General features: G+C 45.4%; 21 protein-coding genes. 13 read left to right on the top strand and 8 right to left on the bottom strand.

Going from position 1 to position 18,717, the window contains the following annotated elements:
- The first annotated feature begins 146 nt into the window (after positions 1–146).
- From M0R47_RS02105 to M0R47_RS02075, 7 genes are all read left to right on the top strand, one after another.
- Entirely contained in the window at positions 147–1,991 is a 1,845-nt protein-coding gene (locus M0R47_RS02105; RefSeq protein ID WP_292549631.1) for a hypothetical protein, read from the top strand.
- Positions 1,992–2,154: 163 nt separating this feature from the next.
- Complete coding sequence (locus M0R47_RS02100) at positions 2,155–2,553, top strand: bacteriohemerythrin (protein WP_292549629.1); 399 nt, start codon at positions 2,155–2,157, stop codon at positions 2,551–2,553.
- Positions 2,554–2,802: 249 nt separating this feature from the next.
- Positions 2,803–3,957 (top strand): cytochrome c oxidase subunit II, encoded by a 1,155-nt coding sequence (gene coxB, locus M0R47_RS02095; protein WP_292549626.1) that lies wholly within the window; start codon positions 2,803–2,805, stop codon positions 3,955–3,957.
- Positions 3,958–4,011: 54 nt separating this feature from the next.
- Complete coding sequence (gene ctaD, locus M0R47_RS02090) at positions 4,012–5,619, top strand: cytochrome c oxidase subunit I (protein ID WP_292549624.1); 1,608 nt, start codon at positions 4,012–4,014, stop codon at positions 5,617–5,619.
- Between the two features lie 37 nt (positions 5,620–5,656).
- On the top strand, positions 5,657–5,779 hold the full coding sequence (locus M0R47_RS02085) for a hypothetical protein (protein ID WP_292549621.1): 123 nt from the start codon (positions 5,657–5,659) through the stop codon (positions 5,777–5,779).
- On the top strand, positions 5,776–6,318 hold the full coding sequence (locus M0R47_RS02080) for a cytochrome c oxidase assembly protein (RefSeq protein ID WP_292549618.1): 543 nt from the start codon (positions 5,776–5,778) through the stop codon (positions 6,316–6,318). Before M0R47_RS02085 ends, M0R47_RS02080 begins: the two co-directional genes overlap by 4 nt.
- A gap of 12 nt (positions 6,319–6,330) precedes the next feature.
- On the top strand, positions 6,331–7,194 hold the full coding sequence (locus M0R47_RS02075; RefSeq protein WP_292549615.1) for a cytochrome c oxidase subunit 3: 864 nt from the start codon (positions 6,331–6,333) through the stop codon (positions 7,192–7,194).
- Positions 7,195–7,268: 74 nt separating this feature from the next.
- Here M0R47_RS02075 and M0R47_RS02070 read toward each other — a convergent pair whose 3' ends face one another.
- Complete coding sequence (locus M0R47_RS02070) at positions 7,269–7,517, bottom strand: twin transmembrane helix small protein (RefSeq protein WP_292549612.1); 249 nt, start codon at positions 7,515–7,517, stop codon at positions 7,269–7,271.
- A gap of 106 nt (positions 7,518–7,623) precedes the next feature.
- On the opposite strand from M0R47_RS02070, the gene M0R47_RS02065 reads away from it, so the two are divergent.
- The 6 genes from M0R47_RS02065 to rpoH all read left to right on the top strand — a co-directional run bounded on the left by M0R47_RS02065 (position 7,624) and on the right by rpoH (position 13,528).
- Positions 7,624–8,334, top strand: coding sequence for an SURF1 family protein (locus M0R47_RS02065; RefSeq protein WP_292549609.1), 711 nt, complete (start codon positions 7,624–7,626; stop codon positions 8,332–8,334).
- Positions 8,327–8,923 carry a hypothetical protein gene (locus tag M0R47_RS02060; protein WP_292549607.1) on the top strand — a complete coding sequence of 199 codons (597 nt, stop codon included), beginning with the start codon at positions 8,327–8,329 and terminating at the stop codon, positions 8,921–8,923. The genes M0R47_RS02065 and M0R47_RS02060 overlap by 8 nt, the downstream gene beginning before the upstream one ends.
- 11 nt (positions 8,924–8,934) lie before the next feature.
- Positions 8,935–10,929 carry a signal recognition particle-docking protein FtsY gene (gene ftsY, locus M0R47_RS02055; RefSeq protein WP_292549604.1) on the top strand — a complete coding sequence of 665 codons (1,995 nt, stop codon included), beginning with the start codon at positions 8,935–8,937 and terminating at the stop codon, positions 10,927–10,929.
- Positions 10,930–10,937: 8 nt separating this feature from the next.
- The gene (gene ftsE / locus M0R47_RS02050; protein WP_292549602.1) at positions 10,938–11,594 is read left to right on the top strand and encodes a cell division ATP-binding protein FtsE; all 657 of its coding nucleotides are present in this window, start codon (positions 10,938–10,940) and stop codon (positions 11,592–11,594) included.
- A 3-nt stretch (positions 11,595–11,597) separates the two neighbouring features.
- Positions 11,598–12,602: a permease-like cell division protein FtsX gene (gene ftsX / locus M0R47_RS02045; protein WP_292549600.1), complete on the top strand. Its 1,005-nt coding sequence runs from the start codon at positions 11,598–11,600 to the stop codon at positions 12,600–12,602.
- 68 nt (positions 12,603–12,670) lie between these two features.
- Positions 12,671–13,528 (top strand): RNA polymerase sigma factor RpoH, encoded by an 858-nt coding sequence (rpoH, locus tag M0R47_RS02040; RefSeq protein WP_292549597.1) that lies wholly within the window; start codon positions 12,671–12,673, stop codon positions 13,526–13,528.
- An 89-nt stretch (positions 13,529–13,617) separates the two neighbouring features.
- Here the strand turns inward: rpoH and M0R47_RS02035 are convergent, their stop codons facing one another.
- The 7 genes from M0R47_RS02035 to M0R47_RS02005 all read right to left on the bottom strand — a co-directional run bounded on the left by M0R47_RS02035 (position 13,618) and on the right by M0R47_RS02005 (position 18,717).
- Complete coding sequence (locus M0R47_RS02035) at positions 13,618–13,854, bottom strand: TIGR02647 family protein (RefSeq protein WP_292549593.1); 237 nt, start codon at positions 13,852–13,854, stop codon at positions 13,618–13,620.
- Between the two features lie 70 nt (positions 13,855–13,924).
- The gene (locus M0R47_RS02030; protein ID WP_292549591.1) at positions 13,925–14,614 is read right to left on the bottom strand and encodes an O-methyltransferase; all 690 of its coding nucleotides are present in this window, start codon (positions 14,612–14,614) and stop codon (positions 13,925–13,927) included.
- Between the two features lie 100 nt (positions 14,615–14,714).
- Positions 14,715–15,593 carry a fructosamine kinase family protein gene (locus M0R47_RS02025; RefSeq protein ID WP_292549588.1) on the bottom strand — a complete coding sequence of 293 codons (879 nt, stop codon included), beginning with the start codon at positions 15,591–15,593 and terminating at the stop codon, positions 14,715–14,717.
- A complete protein-coding gene (locus M0R47_RS02020) occupies positions 15,593–16,096 on the bottom strand; it encodes a YgjP-like metallopeptidase domain-containing protein (RefSeq protein ID WP_292549586.1) in 504 nt (167 codons plus the stop codon). Before M0R47_RS02020 ends, M0R47_RS02025 begins: the two co-directional genes overlap by 1 nt.
- Before the next feature lie 3 nt (positions 16,097–16,099).
- A complete protein-coding gene (locus M0R47_RS02015) occupies positions 16,100–17,035 on the bottom strand; it encodes a hypothetical protein (RefSeq protein ID WP_292549583.1) in 936 nt (311 codons plus the stop codon).
- 32 nt (positions 17,036–17,067) lie between these two features.
- The gene (locus tag M0R47_RS02010; RefSeq protein WP_292549580.1) at positions 17,068–17,958 is read right to left on the bottom strand and encodes a carbon-nitrogen hydrolase; all 891 of its coding nucleotides are present in this window, start codon (positions 17,956–17,958) and stop codon (positions 17,068–17,070) included.
- A gap of 159 nt (positions 17,959–18,117) precedes the next feature.
- Complete coding sequence (locus tag M0R47_RS02005; protein ID WP_292549578.1) at positions 18,118–18,717, bottom strand: DUF2238 domain-containing protein; 600 nt, start codon at positions 18,715–18,717, stop codon at positions 18,118–18,120.

Below are 18,717 nucleotides of genomic sequence, written 5' to 3'. Positions count from 1 at the left end.
TTAGGCGGCGAACTGAGCCGTTGCCGAATGCCGTCACAGATAGCTTGGTAAAATAAAACATGACAAAGTCTTCGAGAAAGTCCTATTATTTTTCTTTTTTCGCAATTAAATTAGCCGTTTAATTTATTACGGCACAAGGTTAATGCATGTCAATTCGCTATATCTCATCAGTAAAACTACTTTTAATTGCCGGTACGTTGTTGTCCGGATGCTCAACAACCCGCCAAATTGTGGTTGACCATCCATCAACGCAGGCGAACCAGTTTCAACCCTTACAAGGTTTTCAATCTATTGATGGCGATGATTATTATGTGCGGTTAATTTCGGAGTTTGATTTTAAAGGGGACAATGTTTTAAAAAACGGCTGCGCAAATATGACGCCATCCTATGAAAAGGGTGATTTATCGGCGGCTCTTATTTATAACGTGCGTAACGAAGCTCTTAAGTTCAGCCGTGAGGCTACTGGCTTTTTATATCAGGCGACGACAGGCAAATGCAACTTTACCTTCGATACCAAAAAGCTTTACCTGACTCCATGGATACGCCTGGATTCGGGCAAGGAAACTATGGTCGATTATAACTTTTACACTAATGCGAATAGCGATGTGGATGTGTCGAGTCTGGTTGGCGATGTGAGCGCTGCCAGTAATTTGCTGGCATTAACCGGTGTTGGTATGGGAGTTGCCATTATTGGACAGGCTGCCGGACAATGGGTCAAGAGTAGTCAGCAAGCCGCGCCAGCATCGGCGCCTCAGCAGTCGGCCAAGCATAGTTCGGAGTCGCATTCGCTGCCGGCAGCCACGACTTATTCAGGTAAGACTGGGATGCTTAATCAGACGACATTTAAGGTTTTTGATGTGGCGGAAGGCGGATTCAATCTGCTTGGTTCAGACACCAAGCAGTTGGGGGAACTGAAGATTTATCCGGAAATTGTGCCTTCTTTGTTATTAAAAACAACGGCTGACGGCGTCCCCGATGCACGCGATATGTCGTTCGAAGAAATAGGTTACTCGCCAATAAAATCAGCGGCAGGGGAAATAAATCTTCAGCAACTGATTGAGCAATCGAAACACCCGGCAAAACCGAATTTAAAGCCTGACTGGAATAATTACCAGGAGGTGGAAGGCAATTGCCGGAAATTGAAGCTGGTAATGAAAGATTTAGGCTTTAATAAATTTGATCGTAATGCGGTGATTTACTATTTCCTGGCTAAAAATGGAGATTGGCATAACTACAATATTACTCGGCAAAGGACGCTGAGTGAAGAAATGCGGCCTAAGGTCATAGAAAGTTATCGCAGTAAAAATTTTGGCAATTGCCTTGCGGCCGATGATTACGTGGTTATGAAATCGATGGGCTTGCCGGTTAATACGCAGTCCGACTGGGACCAGATGGGCGAGGCCAGCCACAAAAAAGAGCAGTTGTTTACACCGCTTAAGTCGATTGAGAGGCAATTGGTTGCAGTGTTGAATAATCCGAACAAGGCGGAAATGGAGCACCAGTTGTTTCCTCTGATAAGCACGGCCAAAAACGGCGACGGTAGTGTATTGCTGCAAAATCATTTAGGTGATTTTGGCTTGGAATTATTGTTGATTCCTCCTGCTCCCGCCGCGCCGGTTCCTGCGGATGCGCCGGTTGGTCCGGTTGCTGGAAGCGTGCCTGCGGCTATTCCTGGAGAAGGAATTGTTGTCAGTGCCCGTCAATTGGCACAAGTTTTTTCAGGGTTGTTAATAAACGAGCTAAGTTGTGCGCGGCCTGTTCCTGATAGTTTCGGAAAATCTACAGGTAATGCGGGAATTTTATTGTTCATTACTAAAGAAGGCAGTCCGCGTGCTAAAGGCGGTGCGATGGAATTTGAATTCTCTGGCGGCAAGATTACGCGCATTGCGTTTCAGCTCTCCACCTACCGGGATTTCGAGCAGGATCTGTTGGATCGTCCGGAAATTGGCGGATGTCGAATTGATCCTTCTTTTTTGGCAAAATTGCACTAACGTAAAGAATGTTCTGATATATCGCTGTTTTTTTGAAATAAATAAAAAAATAGAGTCAAGATATTGATTTATAAGGAAAACAAAAATATGGATTTGAATGCATATATAATCCATAATGTTTGTGTGGTAAATAACTTATATCAAAAATATCAGGAGAGACGTTATGGCTTTAATTACTTGGACAGCTGGTCAGTACGGCACAAATGTTGGCTTTGCAGATGGTGAGCATAAGATTCTGTTTGATAAGCTTAACAAGCTGTATGATTTGGCGACGGGCAGGGCAGAGCGTTCAGCAATAGGTGTGCAATTAGACGATTTGATTTCGTATGTCGTTGACCATTTTGCGCATGAAGAACGGGAAATGTTGGCAAAAGGTTATGCCGGTTATGAGCGGCATAAGGAGGAGCATGAAGCTTTGATAGGCATTTGCGGCAGTTTGCAAGCAAAATTTCATGCCGGTGAGGCGGAAGTTGATGAAAGCGTTGGTCAGTTGGTTAAGGGCTGGTTAGACAGCCACATTCCTAACTTTGATATGGCTTATGCGGATGCGTTGAACAGCTAAGCCTGTTTAAAAATTAAAACCTAAAGGCTTGTGAGTCGCATTGATTCACAAGCCTTTTTATTTCGTCAAAGAATATCAAGTAAAGGACAGCTGGTGTAGATTGCCTTCATCGGTTAAAATCTGAAAGATTATTTGTGATAATTATTACGTAACATGGGAATGGAATAGCGCCGATCTTGGCACGTCCTGAAGTTACGAAACAATATGACGCATACAAGAGTTTATAACTACTAACGAGGAGGCTGCTCCGTGAAGAAAACAAAGCAACTGTTCGCAGGTCTGATCTTAATGGCTTTGGGCCTAGGGACAGCGCAGGCGGCATACACGCTCAATTTAATGGAAGGGGTCACAAAGGTCAGTAATGACATTTATGACCTGCACATGCTGGTTCTATGGATTTGTATATTCATAGGCATCGCTGTGTTCGGGACTATGTTTTACTCGATTTACCATCATCGTAAATCAAGAGGACATAAAGCGGAGCAGTTTCATGAAAATACAATGGTCGAAATTATTTGGACTATTATTCCGACCTTGATTTTGATTGGCATGGCTATTCCAGCTACGAAAGCCATGATAGAGCTGGACGATGTGCAAGAATCCGAGATGTCCATTAAGGTAACCGGGCATCAATGGAAATGGGAATATGACTATCTTGATAATGGGATTCACTTTTTCAGCAGCCTGGATGAAGCCAGCAATAAAGTACGCCAAGTTGGTTCTGGTTTAGATCCTCGATCAGTTCCTAACTACTTGTTGAATGTTGATAAACCGTTAGTTATTCCAACTAAAAAGAAAATTCGTTTTGTATTTACTTCGGCGGACGTGATCCATTCATGGTGGGTGCCGGATCTTGGTTGGAAAAAGGATACTAATCCGGGTTTCATCAACGAAGCGTGGACTTATGTTGAAGAACCGGGTACTTATCGTGGGCAATGTACCGAGCTTTGTGGTAAAGACCACGGATTTATGCCGATCGTTGTGATTGCAATGAACGAACCTGAATATAATGCCTGGGTAGAGCAGCAAAAAGCGGCTGTGGCTGCTGAAGCAGGCTCGGTTGGCAAAGAGTGGACTAAAGAAGAACTGGCTGCAAAAGGTAAATCGGTTTATGAGACTAGTTGCGCATCCTGCCATATGCCGGACGGTGCGGGGTTGCCAGGTACTTTCCCAGCGATAAAGGGAAGTCCAGTGGTAACTGGCGATATTAATGCCCAAGTTAAGCTAGTCTCGGAAGGAAAAGGCATGATGCCGGCCTTTGGTAAAATGTTAAGTGCAGTTGATTTTGCTGCAGTCGTTACATATACCCGTAATGGTCTGGGTAATTCGGTAGGAGATTCTATTCAGCCTTCCGCTATTCAGGCTCTGCAATCAGGAACACCGGTGGCAGATAAAAATGAATAAGTCATTGCATTCTTATCGATCTAATCTTTTTTATGTATTCAAGAGGTATAAAATATGTCTGCTGTAGTCGCTGAACATGATGATCATCACGATCATGGTCCTGCTAAGGGGCTCTTAAGATGGGTTATCACCACCAATCATAAAGATATCGGCACGTTGTATTTGCTGTTTGCTCTGGCGATGTTTTTTGTTGGCGGCACAATGGCGATGATTATTCGTGCCGAGTTATTTGAGCCGGGTATGCAATTTGTTAATCCCCAGTTCTTTAACTCAATGACCACTATGCATGCTCTGGTTATGGTGTTTGGTGCGGTTATGCCGGCATTCGTCGGCCTAGCCAACTGGATGATTCCAATGATGATTGGCGCACCGGATATGGCATTGCCGCGTATGAATAACATGAGTTTCTGGTTATTGGTTGCCGGTGTTTTATTGCTGGCTAGCACCTTGTTCATGGAAGGTGGCGCGCCTGCTAGTGGCTGGACTTTGTACCCGCCATTAGTATTGCAAACCGGTAAGGCACTGCCTTTTGCGATTTTCTCAGTGCATTTGCTGGGTATTTCGTCAATCATGGGTGCGATTAATATCATTGCTACTATTTTCAATATGCGTGCTCCCGGCATGACTTTAATGAAAATGCCGATGTTTGTCTGGACTTGGTTGATTACAGCGTTCTTGTTAATCGCAATCATGCCTGTTTTTGCGGGTGCGGTGACTATGTTACTGACAGACAAATTCTTCAATACCAGCTTCTTTGATGCGGCTGGTGGCGGTGATCCGGTTCTTTATCAGCACATTTTCTGGTTTTTTGGGCATCCCGAAGTTTATGTAATGATTTTGCCTACTTTTGGCGTGGCTTCTACCATCATTCCAGTATTTGCTCGCAAGCCTTTGTTCGGCTATAGCTCAATGGTTCATGCTACTGCTGCAATTGCGTTCTTGTCATTTATCGTTTGGGCTCACCACATGTTTACAGTGGGCATGCCTATAGCGGGCGAACTGTATTTCATGTACGCAACCATGTTAATTGCAATCCCTACCGGGGTTAAAGTTTTTAACTGGACTGCGACTATGTGGAAAGGCTCGATGACTTTTGAAACACCTATGCTCTTTAGCATTGCTTTCGTCGTTTTATTTACGATGGGCGGTTTCACCGGTTTGATGATGTCTGTTGCACCTGTTGATTTTCAGTACCACGACACTTATTTCATCGTGGCGCATTTTCATTACACACTGGTTCCGGCTTCTGTTTTTATCTTGATGGCTGCGGGTTACTTCTGGCTGCCTAAATGGACTGGCCATATGTATGATGAAAGAATTGGCCGGTTACACTTCTGGTTGTCTGTTATCTCAGTCAATATCCTGTTCTTCCCTCAGCATTTCTTGGGGCTTGCCGGGATGCCGCGCAGAATTCCAGACTATGCCGTGCAATTTGCGGATTGGAACATGATTTCAAGTATTGGCGGCTTTATATTCGGCGCCAGCCAATTGCTGTTCCTGTACATCGTTATCGATACAATCAGAGGCGGAACTGGCGAAAAAGTAACTGGTGAAGTGTGGGAAGATGCTGCCAAGCATAGCTTGGAGTGGACTTTGCCTTCCCCACCTCCATATCACTCTTTTACTACTCCACCTACAGTTATACCTACTGAACATATCTAAGGTGTTGCACGCAGGTTGCTTTCAAAAAGCAGCCTGCATGGATAACGTATCAGGTGAAATGATGAATACCAAACAAAAGAATATTTTGACGGCAGTGATTCTGGTTGCAGTTGCTATCGCTATTTATGTTTTTGCAGTGATAAGAGCAGTTTCTCAATGAAAGAAAGCGTTACTCAGAAAAACACCAAGTTAGTTCGAATATTGGTGTTTGTTGTATTGGGAATGTTTGGTTTTGGCTATGCTCTGGTTCCGCTTTACGATGTTTTATGTGACATAACAGGGCTCAATGGAAAAGTTGAATCGTCTGCAATAAAGGAAGTTGGCTACGAAGTTGATAAGAGCAGGGAAATCACCGTAGAATTTATGACTGCGCTGAATGAGACAACGCCGATGGTGTTTCGTTCAGAAGTAAAAAAAATAAAAGTCCACCCTGGCGAATATTATACGGTGAATTTTTATGCGGAAAATAAGACCGATAAGGTAATGGTTGCCCGGGCAATTCCAAGCATTTCACCCGGATTAGTAGCTGAATTTTTTAAGAAAACAGAGTGTTTCTGTTTTTCAGAACAAACTTTTAAAGCGCGGGAAGGCAGGACCATGCCGGTGCGCTTTGTTGTTAACCCTGAAATTCCCAAGGAATATAAAACAATTACACTCGCATATACATTTTTTGATAATACTGAAACATCAGTGAAATGAGAGAGGAAGGTCATGTCTACAACTAACGAGTATTACATTCCGCATAAAGCAACTTGGCCAGTCGTTGGAACTGCTGGTTTGGTGATGATGCTGGCTGGATTTGCAAATTATTTAAATGGTTCGGCAGCCGGTTCGGCTTGGATGTTATTGGGGCTAGCTATATTTATTGTTATGCTTGCCGGATGGTTCACATTACAGGCCGGGGAAAGTGAATCAGGCATGTACAGTACCCAGGTAGGTATTTCCTATCGTATGGGTATGATGTGGTTCATCTTTTCGGAAATCATGTTTTTCGCGGTGTTCTTCGGAACACTTTGGTACACGCGTAATCTATCGGTGCCATGGTTGGGCGGCGAAGGCACTGGAGCCGCAACTAAAGAGTTATTGTGGCCTTCTTTTGAAGCAGTCTGGCCAACCAATGGCCCAGGTAAAGTCGGCGGCGAATATGAGCCGATGGGAGCATGGGGATTGCCTTTTCTGAACACCTTGATATTGTTGACCAGCGGCGTGACTTGTACTTGGGCTCATCATGGCTTGCTTGCAAAAAACCGCGAACAGTTAATTAAAGGGTTGGCGGCTACTGTAGGCTTGGGGCTGTTGTTTGTGTCATTTCAGGCATTTGAATATCATGAAGCTTATACTGAAATGGGTTTAACACTTGGTTCAGGCATTTATGGTTCGACCTTTTTCATGTTGACTGGCTTTCATGGTTTTCACGTTTGTGTAGGTGCTATTATCCTGAGCGTTGTGCTGTTTCGTAGCTGGAAAGGGCACTTCAAACCGGAAAATCATTTTGCTTTCGAAGCAGCAGCTTGGTATTGGCACTTTGTTGACGTAGTATGGTTAGGCTTATTTATATTTGTTTATGTAATTTAATTTGAACTGCCATACCACAAAAAGCGCTGCCTAACAGACAGCGCTTTTTTTTTGTCACAATGGTTGAGCCGCTTTTATTTGGCAGGAGCCACTGGCGCTTGATGCACTCGAGTACCCAGGCCGTGAGGTGTGAACATGCCGGTTGCAAGGGCTATAAAAATGAAAATAAATAGTATGATTGAAAGGGTAATCCGAAAAGTCAGTGCCTTGACTGTTTTTTCGGATTGTTCCTGAGGCTTGTTTTTAATCAGATGGAATAATGCTGAGCCCAGGCTGATAATTATCAGAATAAAGGCGATAATAACGATGCTTTTTATAATCATGAGTATAGTTATGTTCATTGATGAATAAGGTTTTTGTATTCTCGGCTATTTAACTGCCTGTGCCAATAGGACAAAGAAAAAAGCATAATTTCCAGGATACTTGTCAATGAAGTTTAAACTCATCCCCACCTTAGTTTATTTATGCGTTTTACCGGTGTTGATTTCGCTGGGCATATGGCAATTAGATCGCTCAGAACAGAAACGGGCATTTCTTAAAGCACAGGAGCATGCGGCCGCAACTGAGACTCTGCATTTGACGGCAGCTGTTGAAAACAATACTGAAGCGCTGAGGTACAGAAATGTCGAAGTTGCAGGGCGCTATGATGTAGCGCATCAGTTCTTAGTAGATAACCAAATCAGCGACGGGAAAGCGGGTTATTTTGTCTTGACACCCTTTATATTGACCGGAGAAAACAAGGCTGTTCTGGTAAACAGGGGCTGGATTCCGTTAAATCAGGACAGGTCGATTCTACCTGATTTGCAGATTAATAAGGCGGAAGCCGTTATTACCGGACGGATTAATAATTTTCCAAGCGTTGGTATAAAATTAGAGGGATCAGAAATTCCAACCGAGGGTTGGCCATCGATAGTTCAGGTGGTTGATAGCAATGTATTAGCTAAAAAACTAGGCTACCCATTATTTCAATTCCAGGTTGAGCTTGCTAAAGAGCTGCCTGATGGATTTAAGCGGGAATGGCATACAGCGACCATTATGCAGCCCGAACAGCACACAGCCTATGCAATTCAGTGGTTTGCATTGGCATTAACACTAACGATACTATTTATTTGGTACAGCTTTAAAAAGAACAATGCATAATCAAAAGAGTAAAAATCATCTATTAATTCTGGCTATTTTTGCGATGTCTATTATTCCATTTTTGATCGCTTGGGGATTAAAAGAAAACCCACGGCTCTTGAATGGACAAACCAATAATGGCCAGTTAATAACCCCGCCATTGACAACCGAGCGTAGCGATCTAGCCGGTTTCGACCAGTTTTCAGCTGATAACATGACGGAGCTTACCGGACACTGGCTACTGGTAAACGTCATCCCCAATGACGATTGTAATGAGTCTTGTGTTGAGGCTATTCATAAAACCAAGCAAATTCGGCTAATGTTAAATAAGGAGCTGACTCGTACGCGTCGAGCCGTGATGGTCTTAAAAGATGTTGCGCCGGAAACTGCAAGCAAATGGTGGCAAGACGACCAGACCTTGTTAAAAGTTAAGCCCAATGACGCACTGATAAAGAAACTTTCTTTACTCAGGCAAGGTAATATACCTGATGGGATGCTGCTGTTAATGGATCCGTTGGGTAATTTAATGATGCAGTATGAGCCGGGTTTCGATCCTTACGATGTAAAAAGCGATCTTATGCATCTTTTACGAATCTCACAAATCGGATAGTGGAAAATAAAATGTTTAGAAAAATAACTCTCTTTAGCGTTGTCTTAGCTTTAATAGTTATCGTAGTAGAGGCATATGTCCGGTTGTCCGGAGCAGGGCTGGGCTGTCCTGATTGGCCCGGCTGCTATGGGCAGGCGATTGTAAGCGAACAAGCTGATTTTATGGCGCGGGCGGCGGAGGCGTTTCCCGGACAAACGCCTGATATTGAAAAAGCTTTGAAGGAGATGAGCCACCGTTATCTGACGGCTACTCTGGGCGTGATGGTCTTGCTGTTGGCGTTGTTTTCATGGCGTCAACAACAAAATCGCCTGGCAGTTGTTACGGCTGCATTGGGGCTGGTGTTTTTGGTAGCCTTGCAGGCGCTTTTAGACATGTGGATCGTGGAACTGCATGCGATGCCTATTGTTGTAACCGGGCATTTGCTGCTGGGAATGGTGACTCTCTGGTTGTTGTTTTGGCTGTATCTACGAGTTAAACCAGGACTTTCGGCATTAGCTGCGCGCAGCAATGGTTTGGTTGTATTTTCCCGTTTTGCAATGGGAGTTTTATTTTTAGAGATAGTTTTGGGCGGCTGGGTTAGCGCTAACAATGCAGCCCTAGCCTGCTCTGGCTTTCCTCAATGCAATGGCTCATGGTGGCCCCAAGCCGATTATCGAACGGCTTTGGACTTTTTTAACGGGTTAAAAACGGGTTATACCGGCGTCATCGCATTCGATGCGCAGGTTGCTGCAAACTGGTTGCACAGGGCTGGAGCGCTGGTTTCTTTTGTCGTGCTCACCCTATTGATGTTGACTGCAACATCGGCGCATCATTCAAAACCGGTAAAAAGAGCCGGCCTATGGTTGAGCGCGTTGCTATTGGTAGAGATCGGGATGGGCATCGTCGGTATCAAGCTTGGCGGGCCTTTGTGGGTAGCAGTAGCTCATAATGCATTTGCCGCACTGTTGATGTTGCCGGTGATTGCTATCAGCTATTACAGTCGATACGGTTATGTCGAAGAGCTAAAGCGTCCTGTAGAAGTTGAGCCGCCACGGAAAGGCGTAGTTGCCCTTCCAGCGGAAGAAGCTTATCAAGTAACGGAACCCGAGTCGTTATATTTACGTCTTAAAACACAGTTAAAGCGGACCCGTTCCGGGCTTAGCGGCGTTTTGGCACATATCCCCATCGGGCGGCAAGAAATTGACAGGGATTTGCTGGAGGAAATTGAAGCCAGTTTGTTAATGGCTGATATAGGCGTTGAAGCGACCACCGAGATAATCAAGCGTCTGACTGAAAGTGTCGAACGCCACCAGCTTAATGACGGCGAAGCGTTAACAGCCGCCTTGAAGCAGGAACTGCTGAGCATGCTCAGACCATGCAGCAAGAATCTACACATTCCAAAACAGGATAAACCGTTTGTGATTCTGGTTGTTGGCGTTAATGGCGCGGGTAAAACCACAACCATCGGTAAATTGGCCAACCGCTTGCAGGCACAAGGCCATAGCGTGATGTTAGCTGCCGGGGATACGTTCAGAGCCGCAGCTGTCGAGCAATTACAAACCTGGGGTGAACGTAACAATATTCATGTCGTCGCACAGCATACCGGGGCTGATTCGGCATCCGTTATTTATGACGCAGTACAATCTGCTCAGGCAAAACACATAGATGTTCTGATTGCCGATACGGCCGGGCGTCTGCAGACAAAATCCAACCTGATGGACGAATTGAAAAAAGTAAAACGGATTATCAGCAGGCTGGATGAAACGGCGCCTCATGAAGTGCTGCTGGTATTGGATGCCGGTACCGGACAAAATGCCTTATCGCAAGCAAAGCTGTTTAATGAAACGGTGGAATTGACAGGTTTGGCACTGACTAAACTTGACGGCACGGCAAAAGGCGGTGTTATTTTTGCGTTGGCTAAACAGTTTGGAATTCCTATTCGTTTTATAGGAATAGGCGAAGGTATTAATGATCTGCAAGACTTCGATGCGGATGCTTTTGTTAATGCATTGTTTGTTAAAGACTAAAGAAGCTTATGTTAAAGTTTGATAATGTCAGTATGAGGTATATCGGAGCCGGCGACGTACTGCGTAATGTCAGTTTTCATTTGCAACGCGGTGAAATGGCTTTTCTGACAGGGCATTCAGGGGCTGGAAAAAGCACATTATTGAAATTGATTGCACTGATCGAGCGTTGCAGCCGTGGACAGGTTTTATTGGATGGACAAGACCTGAGCCTGGCCAAGGATAGACAGGTTCCTTTTATACGCAGGAAAGTGGGGTTGATCTTTCAGGATTACAAACTGCTGCAGGACAGGACAGTTTTCGATAATGTAGCGTTGCCGTTAGTGATAGCGGGTTATGGACACCATGAAGTTTCGCGCAGGGTCAGAGCCTCATTGGATAAAGTCGGCTTATTAGGCAAGGAAAGGAAATATCCGGTTGTCTTATCCGGCGGCGAGCAGCAACGGGTCGGAATTGCACGGGCGGTAGTGAATAAGCCGCCGATGATTTTGGCTGACGAGCCGACCGGAAATCTTGATCCGGAGCTGTCTGCTGAAATCATGCATTTATTTGAACAGTTCCAGCAAGTTGGCGTCACCATATTGATTGCATCCCATGATATTTCGTTGATTAACCAAATGAATCATCGGATCCTAAAGCTGGATCATGGCCAATTGGTTGCGAGTTAAATTATGAAATACGTCAAGAAAAAGCCGGTTAAATCAGTTAAACAGGAGCCGCGCTGGCAAACTAAAATTTCCGGTGGTAATCTGGTCGATAAATTTCATGCTTATCGGAATCTTCACGCGCATGCCTTGTTTTCAAGTCTTGGCCGATTAATCGCGTCCCGATTCTCTTCGGCAATGACAATCGTTGTTTTGGCGATTGCGATCGCACTGTCCAGCGGCTTTTATATTCTGGTAGCTAACCTTCAGCAGCTAGCGGGCAATTTGGAAGCCAGCAATCAAATCTCTTTGTTTTTGAAAGACGAAATTTCAGAAGCAAGGGCCAACAAGTTCGCAGACACTATTAGGCAAAATCCCGACATTCAGGAAGTTAAATTGATCACCAAGGAGCAGGCGCTGGCGGAGTTTAAGGAACACAGCGGATTCGGCGAAGCGGTAAAGACCTTGGAAAAAAACCCGCTACCGATTGTCATTCAGGTGTTGCCCAAGAACTCATTGGAAAATGAGCAGGCGCTTGAGGTTATGCTTGATGATTTTAAGCGTTCGGCAGAGGTTGATTTTGCCCAGATGGATATGCAGTGGGTTAAGCGCTTACAGTCTATTATGGAAGTGGCGCGGTGTGGCGTTATCTTATTGAGTTTGTTACTGGGGGCCGGAGTACTGTTTATTACGGCCAATACCATACGCCTGGAATTGCATACCCGTCGCGATGAAGTCGTGATCGCAAAACTGGTGGGTGCGACCAACGGTTTTATTCACAGGCCGTTTTTGTATAGTGGCTTTTGGATTGGCTTTTTTTCCGGCGTGACAGCATGGTTTATCGTTACAATCATCATGCTGATTTTAAAATACCCCATCGAAAAGCTTTCCGGGCTTTATGACGATACATTCCATGTGCTGTTCCTTGGCTTTACTGAAACCTTAGCATTATTATTCATCTCATCTGTGCTGGGCATAGTGGGTTCATGGATTGTGCTTCATTTCCAACTGAGACAATTAAAACCCGAGTAGAAAATTATTAGCACTCTTTCGTTCAGAGTGCTAGAATTCAAAAAAATGTTTTTTACATAGGAGTCTCAATGAGTAACGCATTAGCTTTACCTATTAATTTATCGGTCGGAACATTTGATTCTTATCTGAATGTTGTTAGGCAAATGCCTAAATTGACAGTAGAGCAGGAACGAGAGTTAGCCTTAAGATTTAGAGACAACGGCGATTTGGAAGCCGCGCGTGAGCTGGTTATGACCAATTTACGCTTTGTGGTTCACGTTGCCAGAGGGTACAGCGGATATGGCTTGTCTATGCCGGATATTATTCAGGAAGGCAATATCGGCTTGATGAAAGCCGTTAAACGTTTTGATCCCGACATAGGTGTACGTTTGGTTTCTTTTGCCGTGCACTGGATTAAAGCCGAGATTCACGAGTATGTGATTAAGAATTGGGGCATTGTAAAAATTGCCACCACTAAGGCGCAGCGCAAACTGTTTTTTAACTTGCGTAAATCCAAACACGATTTAGGCTGGTTATCCAATGACGAGGCGGTAGCGATTGCCAAAGACCTTGATGTCGATGTCAGTGCTGTTTACGAAATGGAAAAGCGCCTGGGCAGCCGGGACATGTCATTTGATATGCCGGTCGATGAAGCAAGCGAAGAAAGTTATGTCGCCCCAGCCAGCTATCTTTATCAACACGGTGTCGACCCTGCTGTATTGCTTGAGAACTCAGATTGGGAAGGCCATGAGCAGGATTTGTTGGCCGATGCGATGGCGGAGTTGGATGAACGCAGTTTGGATATCCTGTCAAGCCGCTGGTTGATGGACAAAAAAGCGACATTGCATGAACTTGCCGAACGTTACAATGTCTCTGCCGAAAGGATCAGGCAATTGGAACAAAACGCGATGAAAAAATTGAAAGCGGCGGTTGAACTTGCCGCATAAGTTATAATCGCACAACAAAAAGGCTTAACGATTACCTCGTTAAGCCTTTTTTATTGCTTACGGTTTTTTTATAACCGTAACGGGATTTTTTAAGCCGGCGTGAGTATATCCAGAACTGTTTGTGCTTGTTTTGCGGTTTCAATACCAAGATTTGTCAAATAGCCGCCATCTTCCTGTGTTACCAGACCTTTTTTGAATAGCCGATGCGTAGCTGCTATAGTTTCCGGTGACGCTGTTTTATGAACCTTGATTCCTTCCTGAGTGGTGGACAAATTGTAGCGAACAAGAATGTTCAGTTCTTCGACTATCTCTTTGGTATAGGGCATAGTAAGTCCTCATGACTCATTGATTTAAAGCAATAGCATAATGCTATTTATGAAGAAGAAGTATCTTTTTTTAGGCTGTCTTTCTTCTGGCAACGATCACGCCATCACGAGTCGGATTGATGAAGGTGTCAAACTCAGGATCATTAAAAATAAGTTCATTGTGTTCAATAATTGCCTCAGTCCAGCCGGGGAAAATATCGCTGGGGTTTTCTACCGCAACCCGGCCGCGCCAAAGCACATTATCGGCAATATAAAGGCCGCCGGGACGAATCCTGTCTTTGGCCATAAGCCAAATTGCAGGGTAATCGCCTTTGTCGACGTCGTTATAGCAGATGTCGAATAGCCCCTCAGTTTGGGCAAAAACATCTTGAGCCATGCCTGCCCGAAAATCGATCCGATCCCACAAGCCGGCAGCGCCAAGGTATTGCTCGGCTTTCTCCTGATTAAGAAAGTCGGCATCGGTGCAGATCACCCGGCCGTTGGGGCCAACCGCTCTGGCAAACCAATAGGCTGAATATCCGTAGCCGCTGCCAAACTCAAACACTCGTTCGGCATTGATCATTTTGGCCTGCGCTTCAATGAATACTCCCACCAGGCGGCCAATGATCGGAAAGTTGTTTTTCTGCGCGAGCGCTTCCATTTCTGCCAACACCGGATGGTCTGTGTTATGCAGCAAACCATGCATGTAACTTTCAATAGCGGGATTGACTGGGATCAATACGCCTGGGTTTAAAACGGTTGGGGACTTTATGTCGGCCATGAGCGTTTCCTCGTGGGTATGTGTTTGTTGAAAGGGAATGCCTTTGTGCGGCTTGTCAGGTAGGGGCTGATTTACCGGCAGGACCTAATTATGCGGCACTTTATATATCAGCTAATAACTTATCGAGCATATTTTCTGCCTGATGCAGATAGCTTTGCCCGAACAGGTTCAGATGGTTGAGTATATGGTATAAGTTGTACAGCGTTTTCCTGCGCGCATAGCCCGGCGCTAGCGGATAAGCGTCTTGATAGGCTTGATAAAACGCTGGGCTGAAGCCTCCGAATAGTTCGGTCATCGCCAGATCCGTTTCCCGGTCGCCAAAGTAGCAAGCCGGATCGTAAATGACCGGATTGCCCTGTTCATCTGCTGCAACATTACCGCCCCATAAATCGCCATGCAGCAAAGCCGGCTGCGGCTGATATCCGGAAAAAAACGGATTTAAATTCGAGCAGAGCTTGTCGCCCAGCGTTTGCAAGCGACCGCTATAGCCTTTTGCAGCAGCCAGCGTTAATTGGTGTCCCAGGCGCTGCTGTTGCCAGAATTTTATCCAGTCGTGATAGTGGCCGTTGACTTGTACAGTACTGCCGATGGTGTTATCGCTGTGCCAACCGAAATAAGCCTGTTTTTGCAGATGCAGTTGTGCCAGTTGTTGGCCCAGCAGCTGTTCTGAACGGCTATTCAGTCGATGTAAGTCGATATATTCAAGTACCAAAAAAGCATGGTCAGGTGTTTGGCCGCAAGCAATAAACTTTGGTACGCGGATGGCCTGAGTTTGTATCAAGGCTTGCAAGCCTGCGGCTTCGGCCTCGAACATTGTAAGCCGGTCAGGCGTGTTCAGCTTGACGAAAAAACTTACATTTTCAGCCTGTAACCGGTAAGCCGCATTAATATCGCCGCCAGACAGCGGCTGGGCCTTGGCCAACCTGAAAGGCTGCCGGGTTGCCGATTCAATCTGTTGAACAATGGTTTGCCAGTTCATCAGTAGAGCTTGCCGAATAAATCCATATGCGTCAGATACAGTCTCATATCCAGCTCGAGCTGGTGATAAGACGGCTCCATGTATTCGCACAGCTTGTAAAACGCCTTGTTATGATCTTTCTCCTTCAAATGCGCCAGTTCGTGCACGACGATCATCCTTAAAAATTCCAGCGGCACATTTTTGAATAGCGAAGCTACCCGGATTTCGTTTTTTGCCTTGTGTTTGCTGCCTTGAACTCTGGAGATAAAGGTATGTAAGCCTAAGGCATGATGGAGATCTTTAATCTTGTCATCGTAAATCACCTTGCTAAGCGGTTGGGATTGTTTGAGCAAAGCATTCTTCATATCAACGGTATAAGCATAAAGCGCCTTATCCGTCCTGATCGTATGGGGAGCCGGGTATTTTTTCAGCAGCGTCTCGCCCAGTTTATCTTTGCTGATCAGCAAGCGCACCTGGCTGGTTACGTTTTCAGAATAGCCGATTAAATATTTTAATTCGTGCATGGCTTATTTCTTAACTGAGTTCAGTATTTGTTCCAGAGGCGCGAGAGAGATCAAGGCTCGGTAAAGAATGGTTTTATCTTCCATCAGGCCGTAACACTCATAGTGATAGGGTGAGTCTATGGCGTGGCCGATGCCTTCTTTTTTCGATTCTGCGGGTATCTGCCTGATTATTATATACAGCGCGTCACCGGATTTTAGCTGAGCAAGGTAACTGCGATCAATGCTGATTTTATGGGACATATACACCAACGGATTGCGCTCGAAATCATGCTTTTCTATAACCGCTTTTTCCAGCAATGCGCTGGATATCAGGCTGCACGGAAATATTTCAGGGAACACCGCTTTATTTTTGAAGGGGTCGAAAAAAGCATCCTGATCTACCAATGATCCGCACAAAAAATTTTTTGCATTACTGATGGTGATGTATTTTCGTTTCAAAAAAAAACTGCTGCCGGATATAAAAGACCGATCAGGGTGCTGGTTGAGGGCGCCAAATTGCGGAATATCCGGATTGGTCAGAAATAAAGCAAACTTGGACTCTTTCTTGTAACCCAGCAAGGCCAAGGCACCGCCCGATTTAACCGTAATCCTGTTGCTGAGAGTCGTCTCGGGCTCTTCTGTAAATTGCGACTTTTTTATGTCGACCGATATCGTTTGTCCGGGCTTGACCGCGTTAACAAAAGAAAACTGGTAGTTGCTAAAACGCAGGTTGTTATCTTCTATCAACTTGTTTTCATTATGTGATTTACGATGAAGAAAAACCTTGTGTTCGAGCAACGATTCTACTTGAAAGCCGAGCGCAATCGGGCCGTTGAACGGGTTGCGGTTGATACGCCCCCACCGGTTTCTATCGTGAAACAAATTGAAATCGTCCGTTGCATTACGCGCGACATCAATGTGTATTTGATGAAAAACATCCGAGTTGTCTGACTGATTCATTAGTGTCTCAACGATAGATTCCCTGGTTTATATCAATCGATAAAACGCTTGGTTAAATCGGCATACTCATCAATCCGGCGGTCGCGCAAAAATGGCCAGACTTGCCTGACCCGTTCAGACCTAGCCCTATCAATTGTGCAGCTGAGGACCTTTGTTTCCGAATCATTGGCGCTGCTCAGGATTTCCCCTTGCGGCCCGGCTATAAAGCTATTGCCCCAGAAGTTAATTCCAGTACCTGTAGTCGAATTCGGCGCTTGCTCAAAGCCGATGCGGTTGCAGGCAATGACCGGAATGCCGTTGGCGACAGCATGGGCGCGCTGAATGGTAATCCAGGCATCCAGCTGGCGTTGTTGCTCGGCTGGCGTATCTTCCGGGTCCCAGCCTATTGCGGTCGGGTAAATCAACATGTCGGCACCGGCCAAAGCCATCAACCTGGCGCCTTCGGGATACCATTGGTCCCAACAAACCAAGACGCCCAGTTTGCCGATAGAGGTTTCGATGGGCTTAAAACCCAAATCGCCGGGTGTGAAATAATATTTTTCATAAAAGCCCGGATCGTCGGGGATATGCATTTTTCGGTACTTACCGGCGATACTGCCATCCTTGTCAAAAACAACGGCGGTATTGTGATAAAGCCCCGGCGCCCGTTTTTCGAAAATGGTCGATACAATAACGATGCCGAGTTCTCTAGCTACACCCGACAGAATTCCAGTGGTGGGGCCGGGAATAGGCTGGGCGAGAGCATAGTTATTGTAATCTTCATTTTGGCAAAAATACGGCCCCAGATGCAGTTCGGGCAATACGACCAAGTCGGCATTTACGGCTGCGGCTTCGTAAATTTTTGCTATGGAAAAATCAAGGTTGGTTTCTCTGTCTTCATCGCAGGGCTGTTGGACAGCACAAACGGTTAATGTTGATTTCATAATGTCTGTGTGTGGTAATGGTTTGTAATGGCCGTTATTTTACAACGATTTAAAAATGAAAAATAACAAATCTGCGTTCGCTTCCGCGAACAATGAAACGAGAATGCAACGTACCTATGCCTTAAGGCGAACGGCGATTTGTCTTGGTGCTAAGACGATCTATTCTGCCATCAATCTGGCGATGTGCCGGTCATGACGGTTGCTTAACAGGGCCAAGGCCAGCACTGCGCCCAAAAGAGCAAAAGCCATGTCCGACTGTGTGTCCCAGATGTAGCCTTGGGTGCCTAAAAAGGCTTCGGCGGCTTCCGAGCTTAACAGCGCAACACACCATTCAATCAGCTCATAAACGGCGCTGATGGCAAGACAGATACAGACGATGAAAAAATTGAGCCATTTGAGGTTAAGCAGCACATGGTTCCTGATCAGGACTTCCCGGGCGATGATGGCGGGGATAAAGCCTTGGGCTAAATGGCCGACTTTATCGTAATTATTGCGCTCAAGGTTAAATACGTCCTTTAACCAGTCGAACAGCGGCACTTCGGCGTAAGTGTAATGCGCGCCTACCATTAAGATAAGGCTATGGACCAGGATCAAGTTATAAGCCAAATCCGTTAAGCGGAATTTTTCGCGCGTCTTAGCCAGCACGATCAAAGCGATCACCGCTGGCGCTACTTCAAGCATCCAGGTCGGGTAGTCTTTGGGATCAATGCCCGACCAAAGCAGTGCCGTAAAAAATATCCCCAACCATATCTTATTCAT

Origin of the sequence: Methylobacter sp. (assembly GCF_023227905.1) — a bacterium.
Classification (GTDB): Bacteria; Pseudomonadota; Gammaproteobacteria; order Methylococcales; family Methylomonadaceae; genus Methylobacter_A.
The sequence above is the reverse complement of the archived record's forward strand: the minus strand, read 5'-3'. Positions and strand labels throughout refer to the sequence as shown.

Excerpts from the sequence above, each read along its gene's own strand:
- M0R47_RS02105 (WP_292549631.1), top strand. The coding sequence starts at position 147 with ATGTCAATTCGCTATATCTCATCAGTAAAACTACTTTTAATTGCCGGT.
- M0R47_RS02100 (WP_292549629.1), top strand. The coding sequence starts at position 2,155 with ATGGCTTTAATTACTTGGACAGCTGGTCAGTACGGCACAAATGTTGGC.
- ctaD (WP_292549624.1), top strand. The coding sequence starts at position 4,012 with ATGTCTGCTGTAGTCGCTGAACATGATGATCATCACGATCATGGTCCT.
- M0R47_RS02085 (WP_292549621.1), top strand. The coding sequence starts at position 5,657 with ATGGATAACGTATCAGGTGAAATGATGAATACCAAACAAAAGAATATT.
- M0R47_RS02080 (WP_292549618.1), top strand. The coding sequence starts at position 5,776 with ATGAAAGAAAGCGTTACTCAGAAAAACACCAAGTTAGTTCGAATATTG.
- M0R47_RS02075 (WP_292549615.1), top strand. The coding sequence starts at position 6,331 with ATGTCTACAACTAACGAGTATTACATTCCGCATAAAGCAACTTGGCCA.
- M0R47_RS02070 (WP_292549612.1), bottom strand. The coding sequence starts at position 7,517 with ATGATTATAAAAAGCATCGTTATTATCGCCTTTATTCTGATAATTATC.
- M0R47_RS02065 (WP_292549609.1), top strand. The coding sequence starts at position 7,624 with ATGAAGTTTAAACTCATCCCCACCTTAGTTTATTTATGCGTTTTACCG.
- M0R47_RS02060 (WP_292549607.1), top strand. The coding sequence starts at position 8,327 with ATGCATAATCAAAAGAGTAAAAATCATCTATTAATTCTGGCTATTTTT.
- ftsY (WP_292549604.1), top strand. The coding sequence starts at position 8,935 with ATGTTTAGAAAAATAACTCTCTTTAGCGTTGTCTTAGCTTTAATAGTT.
- ftsE (WP_292549602.1), top strand. The coding sequence starts at position 10,938 with ATGTTAAAGTTTGATAATGTCAGTATGAGGTATATCGGAGCCGGCGAC.
- ftsX (WP_292549600.1), top strand. The coding sequence starts at position 11,598 with ATGAAATACGTCAAGAAAAAGCCGGTTAAATCAGTTAAACAGGAGCCG.
- rpoH (WP_292549597.1), top strand. The coding sequence starts at position 12,671 with ATGAGTAACGCATTAGCTTTACCTATTAATTTATCGGTCGGAACATTT.
- M0R47_RS02035 (WP_292549593.1), bottom strand. The coding sequence starts at position 13,854 with ATGCCCTATACCAAAGAGATAGTCGAAGAACTGAACATTCTTGTTCGC.
- M0R47_RS02030 (WP_292549591.1), bottom strand. The coding sequence starts at position 14,614 with ATGGCCGACATAAAGTCCCCAACCGTTTTAAACCCAGGCGTATTGATC.
- M0R47_RS02025 (WP_292549588.1), bottom strand. The coding sequence starts at position 15,593 with ATGAACTGGCAAACCATTGTTCAACAGATTGAATCGGCAACCCGGCAG.
- M0R47_RS02020 (WP_292549586.1), bottom strand. The coding sequence starts at position 16,096 with ATGCACGAATTAAAATATTTAATCGGCTATTCTGAAAACGTAACCAGC.
- M0R47_RS02015 (WP_292549583.1), bottom strand. The coding sequence starts at position 17,035 with ATGAATCAGTCAGACAACTCGGATGTTTTTCATCAAATACACATTGAT.
- M0R47_RS02010 (WP_292549580.1), bottom strand. The coding sequence starts at position 17,958 with ATGAAATCAACATTAACCGTTTGTGCTGTCCAACAGCCCTGCGATGAA.
- M0R47_RS02005 (WP_292549578.1), bottom strand. The coding sequence starts at position 18,717 with ATGAATAAGATATGGTTGGGGATATTTTTTACGGCACTGCTTTGGTCG.